Source organism: Microbacterium sp. MYb66 (assembly GCF_002979435.1).
Lineage (GTDB): Bacteria > Actinomycetota > Actinomycetes > Actinomycetales > Microbacteriaceae > Microbacterium.
In genome coordinates, this window is sequence record NZ_PCOV01000006.1 from 151906 (window position 1) to 172939 (window position 21034).

Annotated in this window: 19 protein-coding genes; 7 read left to right on the forward strand and 12 right to left on the reverse strand. The window is 67.3% G+C overall.

Features of this window, described 5'->3' with window-relative positions; all coding sequences use genetic code 11:
• Positions 1-14: 14 nt before the first annotated feature.
• The 9 genes from uvrB to rpsA all read right to left on the reverse strand — a co-directional run bounded on the left by uvrB (position 15) and on the right by rpsA (position 10983).
• Complete coding sequence (gene uvrB, locus CQ045_RS13435; RefSeq protein ID WP_105724506.1) at positions 15-2087, reverse strand: excinuclease ABC subunit UvrB; 2073 nt, start codon at positions 2085-2087, stop codon at positions 15-17.
• A 50-nt stretch (positions 2088-2137) separates the two neighbouring features.
• Positions 2138-2737, reverse strand: a complete 600-nt coding sequence (coaE, locus tag CQ045_RS13440) for a dephospho-CoA kinase (RefSeq protein ID WP_105724508.1) — start codon at positions 2735-2737, stop codon at positions 2138-2140.
• A gap of 32 nt (positions 2738-2769) precedes the next feature.
• Positions 2770-3348 carry a CoA-binding protein gene (locus CQ045_RS13445; RefSeq protein WP_105724510.1) on the reverse strand — a complete coding sequence of 193 codons (579 nt, stop codon included), beginning with the start codon at positions 3346-3348 and terminating at the stop codon, positions 2770-2772.
• Positions 3345-4649 (reverse strand): O-acetylhomoserine aminocarboxypropyltransferase/cysteine synthase family protein, encoded by a 1305-nt coding sequence (locus tag CQ045_RS13450; protein WP_105724512.1) that lies wholly within the window; start codon positions 4647-4649, stop codon positions 3345-3347. Before CQ045_RS13450 ends, CQ045_RS13445 begins: the two co-directional genes overlap by 4 nt.
• A complete protein-coding gene (gene acs / locus CQ045_RS13455) occupies positions 4646-6655 on the reverse strand; it encodes an acetate--CoA ligase (protein WP_105724514.1) in 2010 nt (669 codons plus the stop codon). The genes CQ045_RS13450 and acs overlap by 4 nt, the downstream gene beginning before the upstream one ends.
• Positions 6646-7506, reverse strand: a complete 861-nt coding sequence (locus tag CQ045_RS13460) for an ABC transporter permease (protein WP_105724516.1) — start codon at positions 7504-7506, stop codon at positions 6646-6648. Before CQ045_RS13460 ends, acs begins: the two co-directional genes overlap by 10 nt.
• Positions 7503-8543, reverse strand: a complete 1041-nt coding sequence (locus tag CQ045_RS13465; RefSeq protein ID WP_105724518.1) for an aliphatic sulfonate ABC transporter substrate-binding protein — start codon at positions 8541-8543, stop codon at positions 7503-7505. Before CQ045_RS13465 ends, CQ045_RS13460 begins: the two co-directional genes overlap by 4 nt.
• Positions 8540-9382 carry an ABC transporter ATP-binding protein gene (locus tag CQ045_RS13470; RefSeq protein WP_105724520.1) on the reverse strand — a complete coding sequence of 281 codons (843 nt, stop codon included), beginning with the start codon at positions 9380-9382 and terminating at the stop codon, positions 8540-8542. Before CQ045_RS13470 ends, CQ045_RS13465 begins: the two co-directional genes overlap by 4 nt.
• Before the next feature lie 143 nt (positions 9383-9525).
• Entirely contained in the window at positions 9526-10983 is a 1458-nt protein-coding gene (gene rpsA / locus CQ045_RS13475; protein ID WP_105724522.1) for a 30S ribosomal protein S1, read from the reverse strand.
• 299 nt (positions 10984-11282) lie between these two features.
• Here rpsA and CQ045_RS13480 point away from each other — a divergent pair, with 299 nt between their 5' ends.
• Positions 11283-11777 (forward strand): hypothetical protein, encoded by a 495-nt coding sequence (locus tag CQ045_RS13480; protein WP_105724524.1) that lies wholly within the window; start codon positions 11283-11285, stop codon positions 11775-11777.
• Between the two features lie 125 nt (positions 11778-11902).
• Complete coding sequence (locus CQ045_RS13485; protein WP_105724526.1) at positions 11903-12547, forward strand: hypothetical protein; 645 nt, start codon at positions 11903-11905, stop codon at positions 12545-12547.
• Positions 12548-12601: 54 nt separating this feature from the next.
• Here the strand turns inward: CQ045_RS13485 and CQ045_RS13490 are convergent, their stop codons facing one another.
• Complete coding sequence (locus CQ045_RS13490) at positions 12602-13327, reverse strand: hypothetical protein (protein WP_105724528.1); 726 nt, start codon at positions 13325-13327, stop codon at positions 12602-12604.
• Positions 13328-13413: 86 nt separating this feature from the next.
• Between CQ045_RS13490 and CQ045_RS13495 the strand changes: the two genes are divergently transcribed.
• On the forward strand, positions 13414-14352 hold the full coding sequence (locus CQ045_RS13495; RefSeq protein ID WP_105724655.1) for a 5'-3' exonuclease: 939 nt from the start codon (positions 13414-13416) through the stop codon (positions 14350-14352).
• Positions 14353-14369: 17 nt separating this feature from the next.
• Here the strand turns inward: CQ045_RS13495 and CQ045_RS13500 are convergent, their stop codons facing one another.
• On the reverse strand, positions 14370-15356 hold the full coding sequence (locus CQ045_RS13500) for a PHP domain-containing protein (protein ID WP_181156564.1): 987 nt from the start codon (positions 15354-15356) through the stop codon (positions 14370-14372).
• A gap of 2 nt (positions 15357-15358) precedes the next feature.
• Positions 15359-16429, reverse strand: a complete 1071-nt coding sequence (trpD, locus tag CQ045_RS13505) for an anthranilate phosphoribosyltransferase (RefSeq protein WP_105724532.1) — start codon at positions 16427-16429, stop codon at positions 15359-15361.
• A 288-nt stretch (positions 16430-16717) separates the two neighbouring features.
• Between trpD and CQ045_RS13510 the strand changes: the two genes are divergently transcribed.
• From CQ045_RS13510 to CQ045_RS13525, 4 genes are read left to right on the forward strand one after another with little or no spacing between them, the layout of a single operon-like run.
• Positions 16718-17275 carry a heme-copper oxidase subunit III gene (locus tag CQ045_RS13510; RefSeq protein ID WP_205828862.1) on the forward strand — a complete coding sequence of 186 codons (558 nt, stop codon included), beginning with the start codon at positions 16718-16720 and terminating at the stop codon, positions 17273-17275.
• A 20-nt stretch (positions 17276-17295) separates the two neighbouring features.
• On the forward strand, positions 17296-18096 hold the full coding sequence (locus tag CQ045_RS13515) for a c-type cytochrome (RefSeq protein WP_105724534.1): 801 nt from the start codon (positions 17296-17298) through the stop codon (positions 18094-18096).
• 36 nt (positions 18097-18132) lie between these two features.
• The gene (locus CQ045_RS13520) at positions 18133-19209 is read left to right on the forward strand and encodes a ubiquinol-cytochrome c reductase iron-sulfur subunit (protein ID WP_105724536.1); all 1077 of its coding nucleotides are present in this window, start codon (positions 18133-18135) and stop codon (positions 19207-19209) included.
• On the forward strand, positions 19206-21020 hold the full coding sequence (locus tag CQ045_RS13525) for a ubiquinol-cytochrome c reductase cytochrome b subunit (RefSeq protein ID WP_105724538.1): 1815 nt from the start codon (positions 19206-19208) through the stop codon (positions 21018-21020). Before CQ045_RS13520 ends, CQ045_RS13525 begins: the two co-directional genes overlap by 4 nt.
• Positions 21021-21034 lie beyond the last annotated feature (14 nt).

Consider the following 21034-nt stretch of genomic DNA (forward strand, 5'->3'; position numbering starts at 1 on the left):
GATCAGTCCTCTGCCTAGGCGTGCCCGGCACGCTCCATGGCACGGAGCTCCTTCTTGAGGTCCTGCACCTCGTCACGCAGACGCCCCGCCAGCTCGAACTTGAGCTCGGCGGCCGCCGCGAGCATCTGATCGGACAGGTCCTGGATCGTGGCCTCGAGCTGCTGCGCACCCTCGGCGGCGATCCCCGTGCGGCGGAGGTTGGGCGTCGGCGACTTGCCCTTGCCCGTCGCTCGCCCACGGCCCGACATCATCTCCGCCGTATCCGCGCCTTCCCGCGCCAGCACCTCGGTGATGTCGGCGATGCGTTTCCGGAGGGGCTGCGGATCGATGCCGTTCTCCTTGTTGTAGGCGATCTGCTTCTCTCGTCGGCGGTCGGTCTCTTCGATCGCCTTGGTCATCGAGTCGGTCATCTTGTCGGCGTACATGTGCACCTCGCCCGAGACGTTTCGGGCCGCACGGCCGATGGTCTGGATGAGGGACGTACCCGATCGCAGGAAGCCCTCCTTGTCGGCGTCGAGGATCGCGACGAGCGAGACCTCCGGAAGGTCGAGGCCTTCACGTAGGAGGTTGATGCCGACGAGAACGTCGTACACGCCGGCGCGCAGCTCGCTGAGCAGCTCGACACGGCGCAGGGTGTCGACGTCGGAGTGCAGGTATCTCACCCGCACGCCGTGCTCGCCGAGGAAGTCGGTGAGTTCCTCGGACATCTTCTTCGTGAGCGTCGTGACGAGCACGCGCTCGTCACGCTCGACGCGAAGGCGGATCTCCTCCAGCAGGTCGTCGATCTGCCCTTTCGAGGGCTTCACGACGATGTGCGGATCCACCAGCCCGGTGGGTCGGATGATCTGCTCGACGATGCCGTCCGCGATTCCCATCTCGTACTTGCCCGGAGTGGCCGACAGATAGACGGTCTGCCCGATGCGGTTCTTGAACTCGTCCCAGCGCAGCGGTCGGTTGTCCATCGCGCTCGGAAGCCGGAACCCGTGATCGACGAGTGTGCGCTTCCGAGAAGCGTCGCCCTCGTACATCGCACCGATCTGCGGCACCGTCACATGCGACTCGTCGATCACCAGGAGGAAGTCGTCGGGGAAGAAGTCGAGCAGCGTATGCGGCGGCTCCCCCGGCATGCGCCCGTCCATGTGCCGGGAGTAGTTCTCGATTCCCGAGCAGAAGCCCAGCTGCTGCAGCATCTCGAGATCGAAGGTGGTGCGCATGCGCAGACGCTGCGCCTCGAGGAGCTTGCCCTGTCGCTCGAACTCGGCGAGACGCTCTTCCAGCTCGTGCTCGATCGTCCCGATCGAGCGCTGGATGACGTCGGTGCCCGCCACATAGTGCGAGGCCGGGAAGATCGGTACCGCGTCCAGCTTCTCGATGACCTCTCCGGTGAGCGGGTGAAGCGAGTACAGTGCCTCGATCTCGTCGCCGAACAGCTCGATGCGGATGGCGTGCTCTTCGTAGACGGGGATGATCTCGATCGTGTCGCCGCGCACGCGGAAGTTGCCACGGGAGAAGTCGACGTCGTTGCGGTTGTATTGCATGGCGATGAACTGACGGATGAGCGCATCACGGTCGTACCGCTCCCCCACCTGCAGCGCCACCATGGCACGGAGGTACTCCTCCGGGGCGCCGAGTCCGTAGATGCACGACACGGTCGAGACGACGATGACGTCGCGGCGGCTGAGCAGCGAGTTCGTCGTCGAGTGCCGCAACCGCTCGACCTCGGAGTTGATCGACGAGTCCTTCTCGATGAAGGTGTCCGTCTGCGGCACGTACGCCTCAGGCTGGTAGTAGTCGTAGTAGGAGACGAAGTACTCGACCGCGTTGTTCGGCATGAGCTCACGGAACTCGTTCGCCAGCTGCGCGGCCAGGGTCTTGTTGTGCGCGAGGACGAGAGTCGGGCGCTGCACCTGCTCGACCAGCCAGGCGGTCGTCGCGGACTTACCGGTGCCGGTCGCACCGAGCAGCACGACATCGGTCTCGCCCGCGTTGATTCGCGCCGCCAGGTCGGCGATGGCCTTCGGCTGATCTCCGGCCGGCGCGTACTCGCTGATGACCTCGAAGGGGCGGACACTGCGCGTGGGTTGCATACCTCCAGCGTATGCCGCCCCTCCGACATCGAGGCCGTGGCCTGAGTAGCTCACCGTCTGCGGATGCGCTCCCAGAGAACATCCGTCTGCTCGCGTGTCCGCTCCAGCGTGTCCGAGGTGTCGATCACGACATCGGCGATGGCCAGCCGTCTCTCATCCGACACCTGCGCATCGATCCGTTCCTGCGCCGCGCGCTCGTCCATTCCGCGCAGCTCGACGAGTCGCTGTCGACGCACGGAGGCCGGCGCATGCGCGACCACGATCAGATCCCACGGATCGTCCACCCGCGCCTCGACGAGAAGGGGCACGTCGTAGACGACGACAGCTTCCGCGTCGTCGGTGAGAGCCGCATCGAAACGTCGCTGCGATTCCTCGCGCACCGCCGGATGCACGATCGCGTTGAGCTGGGCCAGGCGGTCGGCGTCCCCGAAGACCATCGCGCCGAGAGCCGCACGATCGAGCGCGCCGTCCGGTGTGATGACGTCGGCGCCGAAGGTCTCCGCGATCCGCGCGAGCACCGGCGAGCCGGGCGACTGCACGTCGCGCACGATCTGGTCGGCGTCGACGATCACGGCGCCGTGCTCCGCCAGACGGCGGGCGATGGTCGACTTCCCGGATGCGATGCCGCCGGTGAGCGCGATGAGGGGCATGCCGCAAGTCTAGGGTTCGCGGTCGGCGTCCCTCATCGCGCCAGCAGCTGACGCCGCGAGCTGATCACGCCGGTGTCGAAGCCGGCGAGGTGCAGACCTCCGTGGAACCGGGCGTGCTCGATCTTGATGCAGCGATCCATGACCACCGACAGACCGGCCGCTTCCGCGATCGCCGCCGCCTCCTCGTTCCACGAGCCGAGCTGAAGCCAGAGCGTCTGCGCTCCCGCGTCGACGGCCTCCTGCGCGACGCCGGGCAGGTCGTCATGACGGCGGAACACATCCACGATGTCCGGCACCACGGGCAGATCGCTCAGCGAAGCGTAGACGGGCTGCCCGAGGATCTCCGTCTCGCGCGGGTTCACGAGATACACGTCGTACGCCGTGCTGGAGAGAAGGTACGTCGCCACGAAGAACGACGCCCGTGCGGGGTTGTTCGACGCCCCCACGATCGCGATCGACTTCGCGCGGCGCAGCAGAGCGAAGCGCTCCTGCTGCGTCGGCCCCACCCATGCGCGCGCTGCTGCGACGGGCGCCGAGCCGGGCAGCGCGCACGCCGGGGCATCCGTCGCAGCGGGCAGCGCGCATGCGTCGCCCGAGATCGTCGTGCTCATCGGTTCGCTCCTGTCGCGGTCGTGAGAGCCTGATCGAGGTCCCAGATGATGTCGTCGGCGTCTTCGAGACCGACGGAGATGCGGATCAGGTCCGCACGCACACCGGCCGCGACCAGCTGCTCCTCGGTCAGCTGACGGTGAGTCGTGGACGCGGGGTGGATGACGAGAGTGCGGGCGTCGCCGATGTTCGCGAGATGCGAGGCGAGCTGCAGGTTCTCGATCAGCGTCTCCCCCGCGGCACGGCCGTCCTCCGCGGCGACACCGAACGCGAACACCGAGCCGGGCCCGAGCGGCAGGTACTTGGCTGCGCGCTCATGGTGCGGGTGCCCCTCGAGCCCCGCCCACGTGACGTAGGCCACGCGCGGGTCGGAGGCGAGCCAGTCGGCGACGACGCGGGCGTTCGCGAGGTGCGCGTCGATGCGCTGGGGAAGCGTCTCGATGCCCTGAAGCAGGTTGAACGCCGACTGCGGGCTGAGCGCCGGGCCGATGTCGCGCAACTGCTCGGAGCGGAGCTTGGTCAGGAATCCGTACTCGCCGAAGTTGTCCCACCACTTGATGCCGCCGTACGACTCGACCGGTTCGGTCATCTGCGGGAACTTGCCGTTCCCCCAATCGAACGTCCCCTTCTCGATGACGACGCCGCCGAGTGTCGTGCCGTGCCCTCCGAGGAACTTCGTCACGGAGTGGATCACGATGTCGGCGCCGTGCTCGAGCGGGCGCGCGAGGTACGGCGTGGCGAGCGTCGCGTCCACCACGAGGGGCACGCCGGCCTCGTGTGCGACTGCGGCGAGGCCCTCGATGTCGGCGATCTCGCCCGAGGGGTTGCCGATCATCTCGACGTAGACGACCTTCGTCTCGGGACGGATCGCGGCGGCGAAGTCGGCCGGGTCGGTCGATGCGACGAATGTGGTCTCGACGCCGAATCGACGCAGCGTGACGTCGAGCTGCGTCACCGTCCCGCCGTAGAGCTGTGCGGCGGCGACGACGTGATCGCCCGCTCCGACGAGAGCTGCGAACGTGATGAACTCCGCGCTCATGCCCGAAGCGGTGGCGACCGCACCGATGCCGCCTTCGAGAGACGCCAGTCGCTCCTCGAGAGCCGCGACCGTGGGGTTGCCGATGCGGGAGTAGATGTTGCCGTACTTCTGCAGTGCGAACAGGTTCCCGGCATCCGCCGCGTCATCGAACACGAACGAGGTGGTCTGGTAGATCGGCACGGCTCTGGCACCGGTCGAGGCGTCCGGAGTCCCGCCGGCGTGCAGGGCTCTGGTGCGAAACCCGAAGCGATGTTCTTCCGTCATGATGTCCTCAGTTCAGCGGCGGCGAGCACGTCGGCGATGTCGTCGACGGCCCAGGGGTTCTGCAGTGAAGTCGTGTCCCCGAGCGGCTGGGGATCGCGGCCGGCTCTGCGATCCTGCTCGGCCTCCCACAACTGTGCCAGGAGTCGGCGCATGATCTTGCCCGACCGGGTCTTCGGCAGGTCCGGCACGATCACGATGTGCTTCGGCTTCGCGACCGGCCCGATCGACTGCGCGACCTGAGCACGCAATGCGGCCGGGGCCACCTCGGCCTGGCCGGACGACGTGACGAACGCGACGACGGCCTGTCCGGTGACGGGATCGGAGACTCCGGCGGAACCCGCTTCGCCCACGGTGTCGTGGGCGACGAGAGCGGACTCGATCTCGATCGTGGAGAGTCGGTGCCCGGAGACGTTCACGACGTCGTCGAGTCGACCGAGGATCCAGATGTAGCCGTCGGCATCCCGTGTGGCACCGTCGCCAGCCACGTAGAAGCCTCCGAAGTCGCCGCGACCGGTATATGCGGACCAGTAGGCGTCGCGATAGCGGGCCGGGTTCCCCCAGACCGTTCGCGCCATTCCCGGCCAGGGACGCCGGACGACGAGCGTTCCAGAACGACCGGGTTCGACCTCGCGCCCCTCCTCGTCCACCACCGCGGCGTCGATCCCCGGCAGTGGCACCGATGCCGACCCCGGTTTGAGGGTCGTGACGCCCGGCAGCGGGGCGATCATCGCGGCACCGGTCTCGGACTGCCACCAGGTGTCGATCACGGGAAGTTCATCGCGGCCGAAGTTCCGACGGAACCACACCCAGGCCTCGGGGTTGATCGCCTCGCCGACCGTGCCGAGCAGCCGAAGGGTCGAGAGATCATGGCCGGCCGGGATCCCGGTCCCGAACCACGTCATGAAGGTGCGGATCAGGGTGGGCGCCGTGTAGTAGACGGTCACTCCGTAGCGCTCGATGATCTCGAGGTGCCGCTCCCGGTGCGGTGAATCCGGCGTCCCCTCGTAGATCACCTGCGTCAGCCCATTCGACAGCGGCCCGTAGATCTCGTACGTGTGCGCGGTCACCCACGCGAGGTCCGCGGTGCACCAGTGCACGTCGTCCGGCTTCGCGTCGAAATGCGCCCAGTGCGCCCAGCTCGCCTGCGCGAGGTAGCCGCCCGAGGTGTGCACGAGTCCTTTCGGCTTCCCCGTCGTGCCCGACGTGTAGATGATGAACAGCGGATGCTCGGCGTCGAACGCCGACGCGTCGTGCACGGGAGATGCGGTGTCGACGACGTCGTGCCACCACACGTCGCGGCCTTCGGTCCACGGAACTTCCTGACCGGTGCGGCGCAGGACGAGCACATGCTGCAGCTGCGGAAGGTCCTGGGCGGCGACGTCGGCAGTCGGCTTGACCACGGTGGCGGTCCCCCGTCGGTACTGGCCGTCGCTGGTGACGAGCAGCTTCGCACCGGTGTCCTCGAGACGGAATCGCACGGCCTCGGCCGAAAAGCCCCCGAACACGAGGGAATGCACGGCTCCCACTCGCGCGCAGGCGAGCGTGATCACGATCGTCTCCACGAGAACCGGGAGGTAGATCACCACACGATCCCCCGCCTCGATACCCAGCGCGGTGAGGGCGTTCGCGGCGCGGGAGACGCGTCGCTGCAGGTCTGCGTAGGATACGGAGACGCGATCACCCGGCTCCCCCTCGAAGTGCAGCGCGACCTTTTCACCGCGTCCGGCCTCGACATGGCGGTCCACGCAGTTGACCGCGACGTTGAGCGTGCCGCCCACGAACCAGCGCGCCGCAGGAATCGCGCCGTCGGTCGGCGGTTCCCACTCATGAGCGGTGTGCCACGGGTCGACCCACTCGAGACGGCGCGCAGCGTCCTCCCAGAACGCGACCGGATCCGCCGCGGCCCGAGCATATGCCTCGGCGGTCACGTTCGCGTCGACGAATCCGGCGGGAGGGCCATAGACCCTCGACTCCTGCAATCGGGCCTCGGTCACGCTCACACCCATCGACGGAGCAGGTACTTCTCCACCAGCACCAGGACGCCGTTGGTGAGCGTCCCCAGAAGAGCCAGCAGCACGATGGAGAGCAGGATGCGATCGACACGACCGCTGTTCTGCGAGTCCGTCAGCAGGAAGCCGAGGCCCATGGAGGAGGCGATGAGCTCGGCGGCGACCAGGAACAGCCAGGCCTGTGCGAGCGCGAGGCGGAGACCGGAGACGACCGACGGCACGACGGCAGGCAGCTGCACGATCCGGAACAGCGACCAGCCGCGCAGGCTGAACGAGCGTCCTGCCTCGACAAGCTGCGGGTCGACGTGGCGAAGCGCCGAGGCGACGGTCGTGTAGACGGGGAAGAACGCACCGATCGCGATCAGCGTGACCTTCGACTCCTCGCCGATCTGCATCCACAGGATCAGGAGCGGCACCCAGGCGAGCGAAGGCACGGCACGGAGCGCGGCGAGCGTCGGGCTGAGGAGCACATCACCCAGCCGGGAGAGCCCGACCAGTCCGGCAGCAGCGAGCCCGATGACCGAGCCGATCGCGAACCCGAGCAGCACGCGCTGCACCGAGATGGCGATGTGGGTCCACAGCTCCCCGCGCTCGGCGAGTTCGACTCCGGCGGTGAAGACGGAGGCCGGTGTGGGCAGGCGGTAGGGCGGGACGAGTCCGCTCGTCGTGACGAACTGCCAGGCGATCAGGATGACGGCCGGGAGCAGCAAGCCGGCGAGGATCCGCACCGCGGGCCGATCCCACGCCCGCCGAGCACCGGCATCCGGGCGACGATACTCCCCTTTGGCGAAGTCGAGCGCGTCCCGCGAATCCGCGGGGGCGATCACTCGCTGCTCGAAATCGGTCACTCGCCGCCGGCCGCCTTCTTCGCGAACGTGTCGTTCACGATCGAGGACAGTGCCTTGTCGACGGAGTCCTTGCCGCCCTGCACATCACCGGACTCGACCAGCACGGGAGCGATCTTCTCGAGCACGGCGATCTGGTCGTCGCCGGGGATGCCGCTCACGTCGAGGTTGGAGCGCTCCTGGATCACCGTGGTGGCGACGTCGATGTCGATTCCGGCGACCTCGGCGAGAAGGGCGGCGGTCTCCTCAGGGTTCTCGAGGGCCCATTCGCGGGCCTCCTCGTAGGCGTCGACCACGGCCTGCGCGAGGTCGGCGTGGTTCGTGATGAAGTCCTCCGTGGCGTTGAGGAACCCGTAGGTGTTGAAGTCCACGTTGCGGTAGATGAGCTTGTCGCCCGACTCGACCTCGGCCGCAGCCATGATCGGGTCGAGGCCTGCCCAGGCATCCACGGAGCCGCCGTCCAGCGCGGAACGACCGTCGGCGTGCTGCAGGTTCTGCACCTCGACGTCGGAGAGGGACAGTCCGCCCTCTTCGAGCGCCTGGAGCAGGAAGAAGTACGGGTCGGTGCCCTTGGTGGCTGCCACCGATGCGCCCTTGAGGTCTTCGACCGAGGTGATATCGCTATCCGGTCCGACGACGATCGCCGCCCACTCCGGCTGGGAGAAGATGTCGATGACCTGGATCGGCGAGCCGTTCGCACGGGCGAGCAGAGCGGCGGAACCCGCCGTCGATCCGACGTCGACGGATCCGGAGCGCAGCAGCTCGTTGGCCTTGTTCGACCCGGCGGACTGCACCCACTCCACCGTGACGTCGTCCCCGAGGATGTCTTCGAGGATGCCCTGATCGCGGATCACGAGGCTCAGCGGGTTGTACGTCGCGAAGTCGATCGACAGAGTGTCGGAGGACCATTCGGTCGTGCCGGGGGTGCTCTCGGTATCGGTGGCCGCGGCGTTCTCTCCGGCGACGCAGCCGGTCGCGACGAGCATCATCGTCCCGGCGATCGCGATCGCAGGGATGATTCGGCGGGTGGTGATGCTCATCGGGTCTCCTCGGTGATGCGGTGGTGGGTGTCGACGCCGAGACCTTCGAGAAGGTCGGCGCGCAGGTCGGCGAGCCCGCGATCGGCGCGGTCTCGAGGGCGGATGCCCGGCACGACGACCGTGCGGGCGATCGAGGTCTCTTCACCACGGGCGAGCGTGCGCAGCAGCAGCACGCGGTCGGCGAGGTACAGGGCCTCTTCGACGTCGTGGGTGACGAGGAGGATCGTGGTGGGCTCGGCCGCATGGATCTTCAGGAGCAGATCGTGCATGCGCAACCGGGTGAGGGCGTCGAGAGCGCCGAACGGCTCATCGAGGAGCAGCACACCGGGGTTTCGAGCGAGGGCTCTGGCGAGTGAGGCGCGCTGCGCCATGCCGCCGGACACCTCGCTCGGGCGCTGGTCGGCCGCGTGCTCGAGTCCGACCAGGTGCAGCAGCTCTGCCACCCGCTCGCGTCCGGCGCGGCGGGCGGTGCCGCGCGGCAGTCCGAGCTCGATGTTCTGTGCGATCGTGCGCCACGGCAGCAGCCGGGGTTCCTGGAATGCGACGGCCGTGCGCTCGTCGACGTCGGCGACGTGGGTGTCATCGAGGCGGATGCTGCCGCGCGTGGGCGCATCCAATCCGCCGACGAGGCGGAGGAGAGTCGACTTGCCACAGCCGGACGGACCCACGATGGCGACGATCTCACCGGCGGCGACGGCGAGATCGACTCCGCGCAGCACGTCGCGCCGGCCCTGCGCCAGGGGGAACGACCGGTCGATGCCGTCCAGCCGGACGGACTGTGCGGTCTCCGCCGAGGCCGGGGCGTGAGCCGTGCGCGGCGCGGGCAGGAGAGCGGTCATACGCCCATGCTGGCCGAAGGGGTCGATTGTTACGAATGGGGTCGTAACGTTGCGTCACGCACTGTTTTCCTTTCGCCGGGGCATGCGAAACGGGCCGCCACACCCGCCCGAAGGCGAGGTGACGACCCGTTTCAGAGTGCTGCTTAAGCGTTGCCGCCCGAGAGCTTCTCGCGCAGAGCCGCGAGCGCCTCGTCGTCAGCGAGCGTGCCGGCGCCGGCAACCTCGCTGGTGAAGGACTGGCCGCCCCCGAAGTCGTCTCCAGCCGCAGCCTCGGCCTCGGCCGCCTTGACGACCTGAGCCTTGTGCGCCTCCCAGCGAGCCTGGGCCGCAGCGTACTCCTGCTCCCATGCCTCGCGCTGGGCGTCGAAGCCTTCCTTCCACGCACCGGTCTCGGCGTCGAAGCCCTCCGGGTACTTGTACTCGCCGTTCTCGTCGTACTCGGCGAGCATGCCGTACAGGGCCGGGTCGAACTCGGTGCCGTTGGGGTCGACCGACTCGTTGGCCTGCTTCAGCGACAGCGAGATGCGACGACGCTCGAGGTCGATGTCGATGACCTTGACGAAGACCTCTTCGCCGACCGACACGACCTGCTCGGCCAGCTCGACGTGCTTGCTGGAGAGCTCGGAGATGTGGACGAGGCCCTCGATGCCGTCTGCGACGCGGACGAACGCACCGAACGGAACGAGCTTGGTGACCTTACCCGGCGTGACCTGACCGATCGCGTGGGTACGGGCGAAGACCTGCCACGGGTCTTCCTGCGTCGCCTTCAGCGACAGGGAGACGCGCTCGCGGTCGAGGTCGACCTCGAGGATCTCGACGGTGACCTCCTGGCCGACCTCGACGACCTCGGAGGCGTGCTCGATGTGCTTCCAGGACAGCTCGGAGACGTGCACGAGGCCGTCCACGCCACCCAGGTCGACGAACGCACCGAAGTTGACGATCGACGAGACGACACCCTTGCGGACCTGACCCTTGTGCAGGTTGTTCAGGAACGTGGTGCGCGACTCCGACTGCGTCTGCTCGAGCAGCGCGCGGCGGCTCAGGACGACGTTGTTGCGGTTCTTGTCGAGTTCGAGGATCTTGGCCTCGATCTCCTGGCCGAGGTACGGCGTGAGGTCGCGGACGCGACGCAGCTCGATGAGCGACGCCGGCAGGAAGCCACGGAGGCCGATGTCGACGATGAGTCCACCCTTGACGACCTCGATGACCGTACCGGTGACGACGCCGTCGTTCTCCTTGATCTTCTCGACGTCTCCCCAGGCACGCTCATACTGTGCGCGCTTCTTGGAGAGGATCAGGCGGCCTTCCTTGTCCTCCTTCTGGAGAACGAGGGCCTCGACCAGATCGCCGACAGCGACGACCTCGTTGGGGTCGACGTCGTGCTTGATCGAGAGCTCGCGCGAGGGGATGACACCCTCGGTCTTGTAGCCGACATCGAGGAGGACCTCATCGCGGTCGATCTTGACGATCGTGCCTTCGATGATGTCGCCGTCGTTGAAGAACTTCAGGGTCTTCTCGACCGCGGCCAGGAAGTCCTCAGCAGATCCGATGTCGTTGATGGCGACCTGCTTGGTGGCCGGGGCGGTCGTTGCGGTAGTCATGTAGTGGGTTGTCCTTGTGAATGGAGACTCAGGCTGGGAGGCAACGACCGCGCACGGCCGACTGCATGCTTCGCAGCGAAATGGATTTTGGTTTGCTCGTCACGAGGGCATGCGCATGCACGCCACGAGTGACAATCAAGGCTATCAGAAGTTCAGATGCCGCAGGGAGCCGAAGTTCGCGGCCCTCTGCCTGTGGATAACTCCAGCGGCTCTCTCCGCATTCCGCATACCGTGGCCGGGTGCTTCCCGTCGCCTCTCCCCGCTCCCCACTCCGACCCACTCGTCTCGGCGCCGTCACGATGGCGATGATCGCGGTCATGCTCGCGGGGTGCGCCCCGACACCGACGCCCACGCCGACACCGACCGCCCCGTTCGCCTCGGAGGAGGAAGCCTTCGCCGCAGCGGAAGAGACGTATCGGGCGTACACCGACGCTACGAACAGAACGGACCTGGACGATCCCAAGACGTTTGCGCCTGTTTATGACTGGCTGGTCGGCGAGGCGCTGACCGCTGCAATCGAGAATTACGGCGAGTTTCACGCGGCCAAAATCACGCGCACAGGTGCCTCTACGTTCGACACCTTTGATCCGACCAAATATTCGCCCACCAGGATCACGGTCCGGCTCTGTCTGGACGTATCGAACGTGGAACTCTTCGACGCCACTGGCGCGTCCGCCGTTCCCGTTGACAGACCACCCCGTCGGCCAATCGAAGTCGAGTTCGTCCCGGCTGGCACTCCTACGACACTCGCCATCTCGTCGACGATCCCGACAAGTGAGCACCCATGCGACTGAACAGGGAGCACATCGCGGCCATTTTCATGACAACGTGCATCTTGATACCTGCTGGTGAGCTCGACGGCCCCCCACCTCAAACTGGCATCGAAGGCGCGTGGGCGTCTACTGGGAACAACACGGTCGTGATCTCCGGCACCCAGACCCAGCACGACGGACGCGCCACCCCGGACGACAACTCCCCCGGCCGCACCGAGCGTCCTGCAGAGCGCCCCCCGTGCGAGGTCACCGCCGCACGTATCGCGACCTGCGGTTTCGACGCAGTGAAGGTGACGAACGAGGAAGGGCATCCGCTGACGATCACCGACCTCGCGCAGTTCGCCCCCAGTCCCACAACGACCACCGCCGAACCGAGCAATGCGGGTGTCGCGGGCATGCCGTCGAACTTCGTGGCTCCGGCTTCCGTGCAGACCCGGAGCGGTGATCTGTTCGGCCGTCCCGTCGCCGTCCGCTTCACGCCCGCCGGCTTCGACTTCGACTACGGCGACGGCACCAGCGCCACCACGCGCAGCGGCGGTCAGACTTGGGCCGCGCTCGGCCAGGCGCCGTTCACCCCGACCCCGACGAGCCATTCCTACCGAGGCCGCGGCATCTACGCGGCGCACGTCACCGTCCGGTACACGGCGGAGGTGGACATCGGCGGCGGCTGGTTCCCGATCTCCGGCGAGCTGTCGATCGTCGGCGCCGCGCAGCAGATCCGGATCTTCGAGGCGCACACAGCGCTGGTCGCCCGAACCTGCGCCGAGCAGCCTGCGGCTCCGGGATGCTGAACGCGTCAGCCGTCAAACCCGCGCCCGAATCTCCGCCACGCGTCGACGGCGGCGCTAGCGCACGACCCTCAGGATGACGGGGGCTCCATCGGCGTCGACGTGATCCGCGAGAGTCAGAACCTCGTCCGGCGCGACGCCCTCGGCCGAAACGAAGGTGATCTGCGGCACGAGGTCCCTCGTGCAGATGGTGTCCGTATGCGAGTGCAGCCGGACGACACCCTCCTTCTCGCTCGTGGCGTCGAACTCGCCGGAACCCGGCATGCATGTCGACGATCCCCAGGTCAGTACGGCGAGCTCGCCCTCTTCGATCCATGCAGCGGCGGGCACCTGCGCCGACGGACGGTCGGCCGGCTGGATCTCGCCATCCTCGAGGCCCGCCAGCGTGAGTTCGGTGGTCTCGCCCCCTGCCTCGGTCAGGGTCAGTTCCACAGGACGCGACGAATCGAACCCCGCGGGCAACCCGATGTAGGTCCCGTGGGCCGTCCGCACGGTCGCGCATATCTCGTCCTCTCCGGCGACGAGCACGATGTCGAGAGACTGCTCACCCGCGACGATGTCGCCGATCTGCGGCGCGCATGCGTCGCCCCAGGTCTTGATGACGAACGAGGTCGCGTCGAGCCACGCGGCTCGCGGCGCCGACGACTCGTCAGCGACGACCGGGTCGGCCGTGGACTCGGGGGTGGGCGAGGTCCCCGCCGCCGTCGCGCATCCGGTCAGCACGGCGGCCAGCACCAGTCCGCCCAGGACGACAGACGAGCACGCACGCAGAGAGATTGTCATACCTGCGAGTGTCGAGAGCGGTCGAACCGTCTCAGATGCCCGAGCCGGCCCCGTCTCCCCCGGACCGGCGTGCGAGACTGTGGTTCGTGACCGATCGCCTGATGCTGCTCGACACCGCCAGCCTGTACTTCCGCGCCTTCTACGGGGTCCCAGACAAGGTGACCGCGCCGGACGGGTCGCCGATCAACGCCGCGCGGGGCCTGCTCGACATCATCGCCAAGCTCGTCACTCTGTATCAGCCCACGCATGTGATCGCCTGCTGGGACGACGACTGGCGCCCCCAGTGGCGGGTCGATCTCATCCCGAGCTACAAGACGCACCGTGTCGTCGAGGTCGTCGTCAGCGGACCGGACATCGAAGAGGTACCCGACCCGCTCGAGGCGCAGATCCCGCTCATCCGCGAGACGCTCGCCGCCATCGGCATCCCCATCATCGGTATCGCCGACCACGAGGCCGACGACGTCATCGGAACGCTCGCGACGCACGCCACGATGCCGGTCGACATCGTCACCGGCGACCGGGACCTCTTCCAGCTCGTGGATGACGCCCGCGACGTCCGGGTGATCTACACCGCGCGAGGCATGAGCAACCTCGAGATCGTGACCGACGCCACGGTGGTCGCGAAGTACGGAGTTCTCCCGTCCCAGTACGCGGACTTCGCCACGATGCGCGGCGACGCGTCCGACGGTCTGCCCGGAGTGGCCGGCGTCGGCGAGAAGACGGCCGCCACCCTGCTCCAGACGCACAGTGACCTCGAGGGCATCCGGGCCGCAGCCGAAGCAGGAGAGGGAATGAGTGCGGGCGTGCGCGCGAAGATCCTCGCCGCCTCCGCCTACCTCGACGTGGCTCCCACCGTGGTGGCGGTGGCCACCTCGCTGCCGATCACCGACCCCGGCATCCCTCTGCGCGTGCTCGACCCGTCCGAAGTGGACGCGGCGTCCGCTCTCGCCGAGAGATGGAATCTCGGCGGTTCGATGACGCGCGCGGTCGCCGCGGTGTCGAACGCCGCCCTCCCCACGAACTGACGTCGGGATCGGACCGCTCACTCCGCCCAGCCGAGCAACCGCGAAAGACCCCAGGTCGTCACGATCCGCGATGCCGGGATCCCCGCGCGCTCCGCACGTTCCGCCCCGTGGTCGAGCAGCGAGAGCTGTCCGGGGGCGTGCGCGTCGGAGTCGATCGAGAACAGGCATCCGGCCTCGAGGGCGATCGCGATCAGCTCGTCCGGCGGGTCCTGCCGTTCCGGTCGCGAGTTGATCTCGACCGCCACGCCGTTCTCGGCACAGGCGGCGAAGACCGCTGCTGCGTCGAACTCCGATTGCGGCCGAGTGCCGCGATCCCCCTGCACGAGCCTGCCCGTGCAGTGCCCGAGCACATTGACCCGCGGATGCGCCACCGCGGCGAGCATCCGCGCCGTCATGGGTCGCGCGTCCATGCGCAGCTTGGAATGCACCGACGCGACCACGATGTCCAGCTCCGCGAGCAGCGAGTCCTCCTGGTCGAGGGCGCCGTCCTCGAGGATGTCGACCTCGATTCCGGCGAGCAGAGTGAAGCCGTCGCCGGACTCCGCACGCACCAATGGAATCTGCTCGCGGAGGCGCTCAGCCGACAGCCCCCGCGCGACCCGCAGCCTGGGCGAGTGATCCGTGATCGCCTGGTACTCGTGTCCTTGCGCCCGAGCGGCGGCGGCCATCACGGGGATCGACGTCGTGCCGTCGGACCAGTCGGTGTGCGCGTGCAGATCGCCCCGGAGCTTCGCCCGCAGTTCGGACACCCGCTCCGGCTCCACCTCCCCGCGAAGCTCCACGAGATATTCGGGTGTCCGCCCCGCCTGGGCCTGGCGGATCACGGCGAACGTGGACTCGCCGATTCCTTTGGCCGCACGCAGCCGCGTGGGGTCGTCCCTGACGTCGTCCGGCAGATCCTGCAGAGTCGCGGCAGCCTGACGAAAAGCCTTGGCTCGATACCGCGACGCCCGCTCCCGCTCCAGTAGCGAAGCGATCTCGAGCAGGGCATCGACGGGATCCATGATCACTCCTGGGGGGAGGCCAACTCGCGACTCACGCCGATCCACTGATCCAGCTTCGCCAGCGCGCGTCCGTCGTCGACGGCAGCGGTCGCCTTCTCATACGCCTCGCGGAGGCGCTCCAGGATCGGGCGCTGCACCTGACCGGCGTCCTGGGAGAGTTCGAACGCCACGATCCCCGCTGCTGCGTTGAGGAGCACGATGTCTCGCACCGCGCCGGTCTCCCCTGCCAGCGTGCGCCGGAGGACCTCCGCATTGTGCTGCGGCGATCCGCCGATCAGGTCGGAGAGATCGGCGATCGGGATGCCGAGGTCGCGCGGGTCGAGGTCGTGCTCGTGGATATCTCCTCGCGTGACTTCCCAGATGCGGCTGTGTCCGGTGGTCGTGAGCTCGTCGAGCCCGTCATCGCCACGGAAGACGAGCGCCGTCGCCCCGCGGGTCCGGAACACGCCGGTGATCAGCGGGACGCGCTCGATCTGAGCGACACCCACGGCGTTGGCCTCGGCGCGCGCGGGGTTGCAGAGCGGCCCGAGCATGTTGAAGACGGTGGGTACGCCGAGCTGTGCGCGGACCGGGCCCGCGTGCTTGAACCCGGGGTGGAAGGCACCGGCCCACGCGAACGTGATTCCCGTGCGGTCGAGGATGGATGCGACGGCCGCAGGGTCGAGCGACAGCTCGAGTCCCAGTGCCCCGAGGACATCGGACGAGCCGGAGGCTGAGCTCGCCGCACGGTTGCCGTGCTTGACGACCGGCACTCCCGTCGCACCGATGATGATGGCAGCGGTGGTCGAGACGTTCACCGTGCCGACGCGGTCGCCTCCGGTCCCGACGATGTCGAGCACGTCGGGCGACACGGGGAGCGGCACGGCCGCCTCGAGGATCGCGTCGCGGAACCCGACGATCTCGTCGATCGTCTCGCCCTTGGCCCGGAGCGCGACGAGGAATCCGGCGAGCTGAGCCTCGGTGACACCACCCTGCATGATCTGGCGCATCGCCCACGTGGACTCCCAGACGCTGAGATCACGACGCTCCAGCAGAGAGGTGAGCACGTCGGACCAGGTCAGCGAATCAGCCATGTGTGCGATCCTATCGGCGCGGAGAAAACATGCAGATGCTTCCTGGCGGGCGGGCACTCGACGCCGATCCCCTGTTTCCCGCGGATTCACCGGGTATTCGCAGCGTTTTCTTAGGGTCCCCTAAGTCGAAGACGGGCGAATCGAGGGCCGTCAGTGCAAGAATCACGCCCGCGGATCGGCCATAATGGAGGGGTGACGACCTCAGCGACGTATGCCCCGGCGGCGAGAACGATTAAGCGGCCCAACCCGGTAGCTGTCGGCACCATTGTGTGGCTCGGCAGTGAGGTGATGTTCTTCGCGGGACTCTTCGCGATCTACTTCACCCTCCGCAGCACCTCCCCCGAGCTGTGGGCAGACCGGACCGAGCTGCTGAACGTTCCGTTCGCCGCAGTCAACACTGCGATCCTGGTCCTCTCCTCGTTCACGTGCCAGATGGGTGTGTTCGCGGCAGAAGACCTGCAGCCCTACAAGATCGGCAAGGGGCAGAAGAACGGCGCCGGCCGCCGTCGCCTCTTCGGCTGGGGCATGGTCGAGTGGTTCTTCCTCACTTTCGCCCTCGGTGCGATCTTCGTCTCCGGCCAGGTGTGGGAGTACGCGCAGCTGGTCGCTGAAGGCATGCCGATCAACGCGGACTCGTATGCCTCCGCCTTCTACCTGACGACCGGCTTCCACGCCCTGCACGTCACGGGTGGCCTCGTCGCGTTCCTGCTCGTCATCGGCCGTGCGTACGCCGTCAAGAACTTCCGGCACAAGGAGGCGACCTCCTCGATCGTGGTGTCCTACTACTGGCACTTCGTCGACGTCGTCTGGATCGTGCTGTTCCTCGTTATCTACTTCCTGAAATAAGAGCGGAGCTGATCCCCGAGATGGCACGAGAGAAGAAGCGCCGTTCCAGCGGTCGTCGCAGCCCTTTGGCGGCGGCCGCGCTCATCGGAGCAGGCCTCATGATCACGGGCGCCGTGTACGCCGGTGCGTCCGCTGCGTTCGCGGCGAGCGACACCCCGTCCGCGTCGACCCAGCTGACCGTCGAAGACGGCGAGAAGCTGTTCCAGGCGAACTGCGCGACCTGCCACGGCCTCGACCTGCAGGGAACGGCCAACGGCCCGAGCCTCTACGGCGTCGGTGAGCTGGCCACCGAGTTCCAGCTGTCGACCGGTCGCATGCCTCTGCAGATGCAGGGTCCGCAGGCGCCACAGAAGACACCGCAGTTCACCGAAGACCAGATCCTCGCGATCTCGTCCTTCGTGCAGTCCGAGGCCCCCGGTCCGACCTTCCCTGCCGACCACATCCTGGACGGCGAGGGCGACGTGTCCAACGGCGCCGAGCTGTTCCGCGTCAACTGCGCGATGTGCCACAACGTGGCCGCCGCCGGTGGAGCGCTCACCGAGGGCAAGTACGCCCCGGGGCTTCAGGAGACCAGCGCGCTGCACATGTACGCGGCCATGGTCACCGGCCCGCAGAACATGCCGGTCTTCGGCGACATGAACCTGTCCGACGAGGACAAGCGCGACATCATCTCGGCTCTGCTCTTCCAGCAGCAGTCGGTGCAGGTCGGCGGATTCTCGCTCGGTTCGCTCGGTCCGGTCTCCGAGGGCCTGTTCGTGTGGATCTTCGGCATCGGCGCGCTCGTCGCCGTGACCGTGTGGATCACGGCGAAGTCCAACTGACGCTTATTCATCGAAGAGGAACGTACGAGGAGCACCATGGCACACGACGACGACTCGCAGGCTCTTGACAGGGCCTACCAGCCCTCTCCGGGGCTGGGTGTCGCAGTCAGCGATCCCGTGCAGAACCCCGGGCTTCCGCCGCATCGCGAGCGGATGACCGACAAGGACCCGCGCGCTGAGAAGGCCGCTGTCCGCACCGTCTACACGCTGTTCTACCTCTCGCTCGCCGGCAGCATCTGGGCGGTCGCCGCCTACATGCTGTTCCCGATCGAGAGCGGCGCGCTCATCGACATCCGGCAGAACAACCTCTTCATCGGTCTCGGCATCGCTCTCGCGTTGCTGGCCCTCGGCATCGGTGCGATCCACTGGTCCAAGGCCCTGATGTCCGACAAGGAGTTCATCGAGCACCGCCACCCCACCCGCGGAAAGGACGCGACACGCGAGGCGGCCATCAAGGCCTTCGCCGATGCGAACGAGGAGTCCGGCTTCGGGCGTCGTTCGATGATCCGCAACTCGCTGTTCGCCGCCATCGTCGCCTCGATCATCCCGGGCGTGACGCTGTTCCGTGGTCTCGCACCGCACTCGACGCCGGAAGACCCCACCGCGGGCGACCCGGTCGTGCTGCTCAAGCACACGATGTGGGAAGAGGGCGCCCGCCTGGTCCGCGATCCCGACGGCACCCCGATCCGTGCTGCGGATGTGACGCTGGGTTCCGCGTTCCACGTCATCCCCGAAGAGCTCGCCTCCCTCAGCCACCACGACGGCTACCTCGAGGAGAAGGCCAAGGCCATCGTCCTGATGATGCGTCTGCGGCCCGAGCAGCTGATCGAGGCTGAAGACCGCAAGGACTGGTCCTACGACGGCATCGTCGCTTATTCCAAGGTCTGCACGCACGTCGGATGCCCGGTGGCTCTGTACGAGCAGCAGACGCACCACCTGCTGTGCCCGTGCCACCAGTCGCAGTTCGACGTCACGGACCACGCAAAGGTCATCTTCGGCCCGGCGGCACGTCCGCTGCCGCAGCTGCCCATCACCGTCGATGACGAGGGCTACCTGGTCGCACGCAGCGACTTCAAGGAACCCGTCGGCCCGAGCTTCTGGGAGCGCCATTGAGCACCGCAACGCTGTCCAAAGAGGACAAGGACACCAAGGCACCGCTCGGCGGTCGCTTCGTCGGTGCCGCGTCGAACTACATCGATGAGCGCACCAGCCTCTCCGGCTTCGTCAAGGAGCTCGGACGCAAGATCTTCCCGGACCACTGGTCCTTCATGCTCGGTGAGATCGCGCTGTGGAGCTTCGTCGTCGTGTTCCTCTCCGGAACCTTCCTGACGTTCTTCTTCCAGGCCTCGATGGTCGAGACCCACTACACCGGTGCATACGCGCCGATGCGTGGCATCGAGATGTCCGCAGCACTCGAGTCGTCGCTGCACATCTCGTTCGACCTGCGCGGTGGTCTCCTGGTCCGCCAGATCCACCACTGGGCAGCGCTCGTGTTCATCGCCGGCATCGGCGTGCACATGCTCCGCGTGTTCTTCACCGGTGCGTTCCGCAAGCCGCGCGAGCTCAACTGGGTGATCGGCTTCATCCTGTTCATCCTCGCGATGGCCGAGGGCTTCACCGGGTACTCGCTTCCCGACGACCTGCTCTCGGGCAACGGCCTCCGCATCATCGACGGCATGATCAAGGGACTCCCCCTGATCGGCACCTGGACCTCGTTCCTCCTCTTCGGCGGCGAGTTCCCCGGGACCGACATCGTGGGTCGCCTGTACACGTTGCACATCCTGCTGCTGCCGATGCTCGTCATCGCACTGATCGTCGTGCACCTGATGCTCATGATCATCAACAAGCACACGCAGTTCGCCGGCCCGGGCCGCACGAACGACAACGTCGTGGGCTACCCGATGATGCCGGTCTACATGTCGAAGATGGGCGGCTACCTGTTCATCGTCTTCGGCACCATCGTGCTGATCGCGACGTTCTTCCAGATCAACCCGATCTGGAACTACGGCCCGTACGACCCGTCCCCCGTCTCCGCCGGCACGCAGCCGGACTGGTACATCGGCTTCGCCGACGGCGCGCTGCGTCTCGCCCCGTCGAACTGGGACATCGTCTTCCTCGACCACACCTGGTCGTTCGGAATCATCGCGCCGGTCCTGGTCCTCGGTCTCTTCATCGTCGCCGTCGCGATCTACCCCTTCATCGAGGCGTGGGTCACGGGCGACAAGCGCGAGCACCACATCGCTCAGCGTCCGCGCAACGCCGCGACGCGCACCGCGATCGGCGTCGCCGGCGTCGTGTTCTACGCCGTCCTGTGGGCTGCCGCTTCGTCCGACCTCATCGCGACGCACTTCATGCTCACGATGGAGGGGGTCATCCACACCCTCCAGGTGCTGCTGTTCCTGGGTCCGATCCTCGGCTACTTCGTCACGAAGCGCATCTGCATCGCGCTGCAGAAGAAGGACCGCGAGATCGTCCTGCACGGCTTCGAGTCCGGGCGCATCGTCCGCCTCCCCGGCGGCGAGTTCATCGAGGTGCACCAGCCGGTCGACAAGTACGACCGGTGGAAGCTCATCGATGTCGACGGCTACGAGCCCCTCGTTGTCCGCCCGAACGCCAAGGGCCGGATCCCCTGGACGGAGAACCTCCGTTCCTCGATCTCGCGCTGGTTCTTCGAAGACCGCCTCGCTCCGCTCACGCAGGCCGAGGTCGAGGCTGCGGATGCGCACCAGCACCACGTCACGGCTCACAACGACGAGACTGAGGCCGCAGAGATCCAGGGCGCTCACGAGCGCGCAGGGTTCCCTGACGCCCCGCTCACCGTCGATGAGACGCACGTCGACGAGACGCCGAACACGCCGAGCACGGTGATCGCCACCGAGCCGGTGAAGAAGCCTCGCAAGAAGAAGTCGGAGGACGGCGAGTAGTCGCCACTCCCCTG

Coding starts and splice junctions, on each gene's coding strand:
- uvrB (WP_105724506.1), bottom strand. CDS start 2,087: ATGCAACCCACGCGCAGTGTCCGCCCCTTCGAGGTCATCAGCGAGTAC.
- coaE (WP_105724508.1), bottom strand. CDS start 2,737: ATGCCCCTCATCGCGCTCACCGGCGGCATCGCATCCGGGAAGTCGACC.
- CQ045_RS13445 (WP_105724510.1), bottom strand. CDS start 3,348: ATGAGCACGACGATCTCGGGCGACGCATGCGCGCTGCCCGCTGCGACG.
- CQ045_RS13450 (WP_105724512.1), bottom strand. CDS start 4,649: ATGACGGAAGAACATCGCTTCGGGTTTCGCACCAGAGCCCTGCACGCC.
- acs (WP_105724514.1), bottom strand. CDS start 6,655: ATGGGTGTGAGCGTGACCGAGGCCCGATTGCAGGAGTCGAGGGTCTAT.
- CQ045_RS13465 (WP_105724518.1), bottom strand. CDS start 8,543: ATGAGCATCACCACCCGCCGAATCATCCCTGCGATCGCGATCGCCGGG.
- CQ045_RS13470 (WP_105724520.1), bottom strand. CDS start 9,382: ATGACCGCTCTCCTGCCCGCGCCGCGCACGGCTCACGCCCCGGCCTCG.
- rpsA (WP_105724522.1), bottom strand. CDS start 10,983: ATGACTACCGCAACGACCGCCCCGGCCACCAAGCAGGTCGCCATCAAC.
- CQ045_RS13480 (WP_105724524.1), top strand. CDS start 11,283: ATGGCGATGATCGCGGTCATGCTCGCGGGGTGCGCCCCGACACCGACG.
- CQ045_RS13490 (WP_105724528.1), bottom strand. CDS start 13,327: ATGACAATCTCTCTGCGTGCGTGCTCGTCTGTCGTCCTGGGCGGACTG.
- CQ045_RS13500 (WP_181156564.1), bottom strand. CDS start 15,356: ATGGATCCCGTCGATGCCCTGCTCGAGATCGCTTCGCTACTGGAGCGG.
- trpD (WP_105724532.1), bottom strand. CDS start 16,429: ATGGCTGATTCGCTGACCTGGTCCGACGTGCTCACCTCTCTGCTGGAG.
- CQ045_RS13510 (WP_205828862.1), top strand. CDS start 16,718: ATGTTCTTCGCGGGACTCTTCGCGATCTACTTCACCCTCCGCAGCACC.
- CQ045_RS13515 (WP_105724534.1), top strand. CDS start 17,296: ATGGCACGAGAGAAGAAGCGCCGTTCCAGCGGTCGTCGCAGCCCTTTG.
- CQ045_RS13520 (WP_105724536.1), top strand. CDS start 18,133: ATGGCACACGACGACGACTCGCAGGCTCTTGACAGGGCCTACCAGCCC.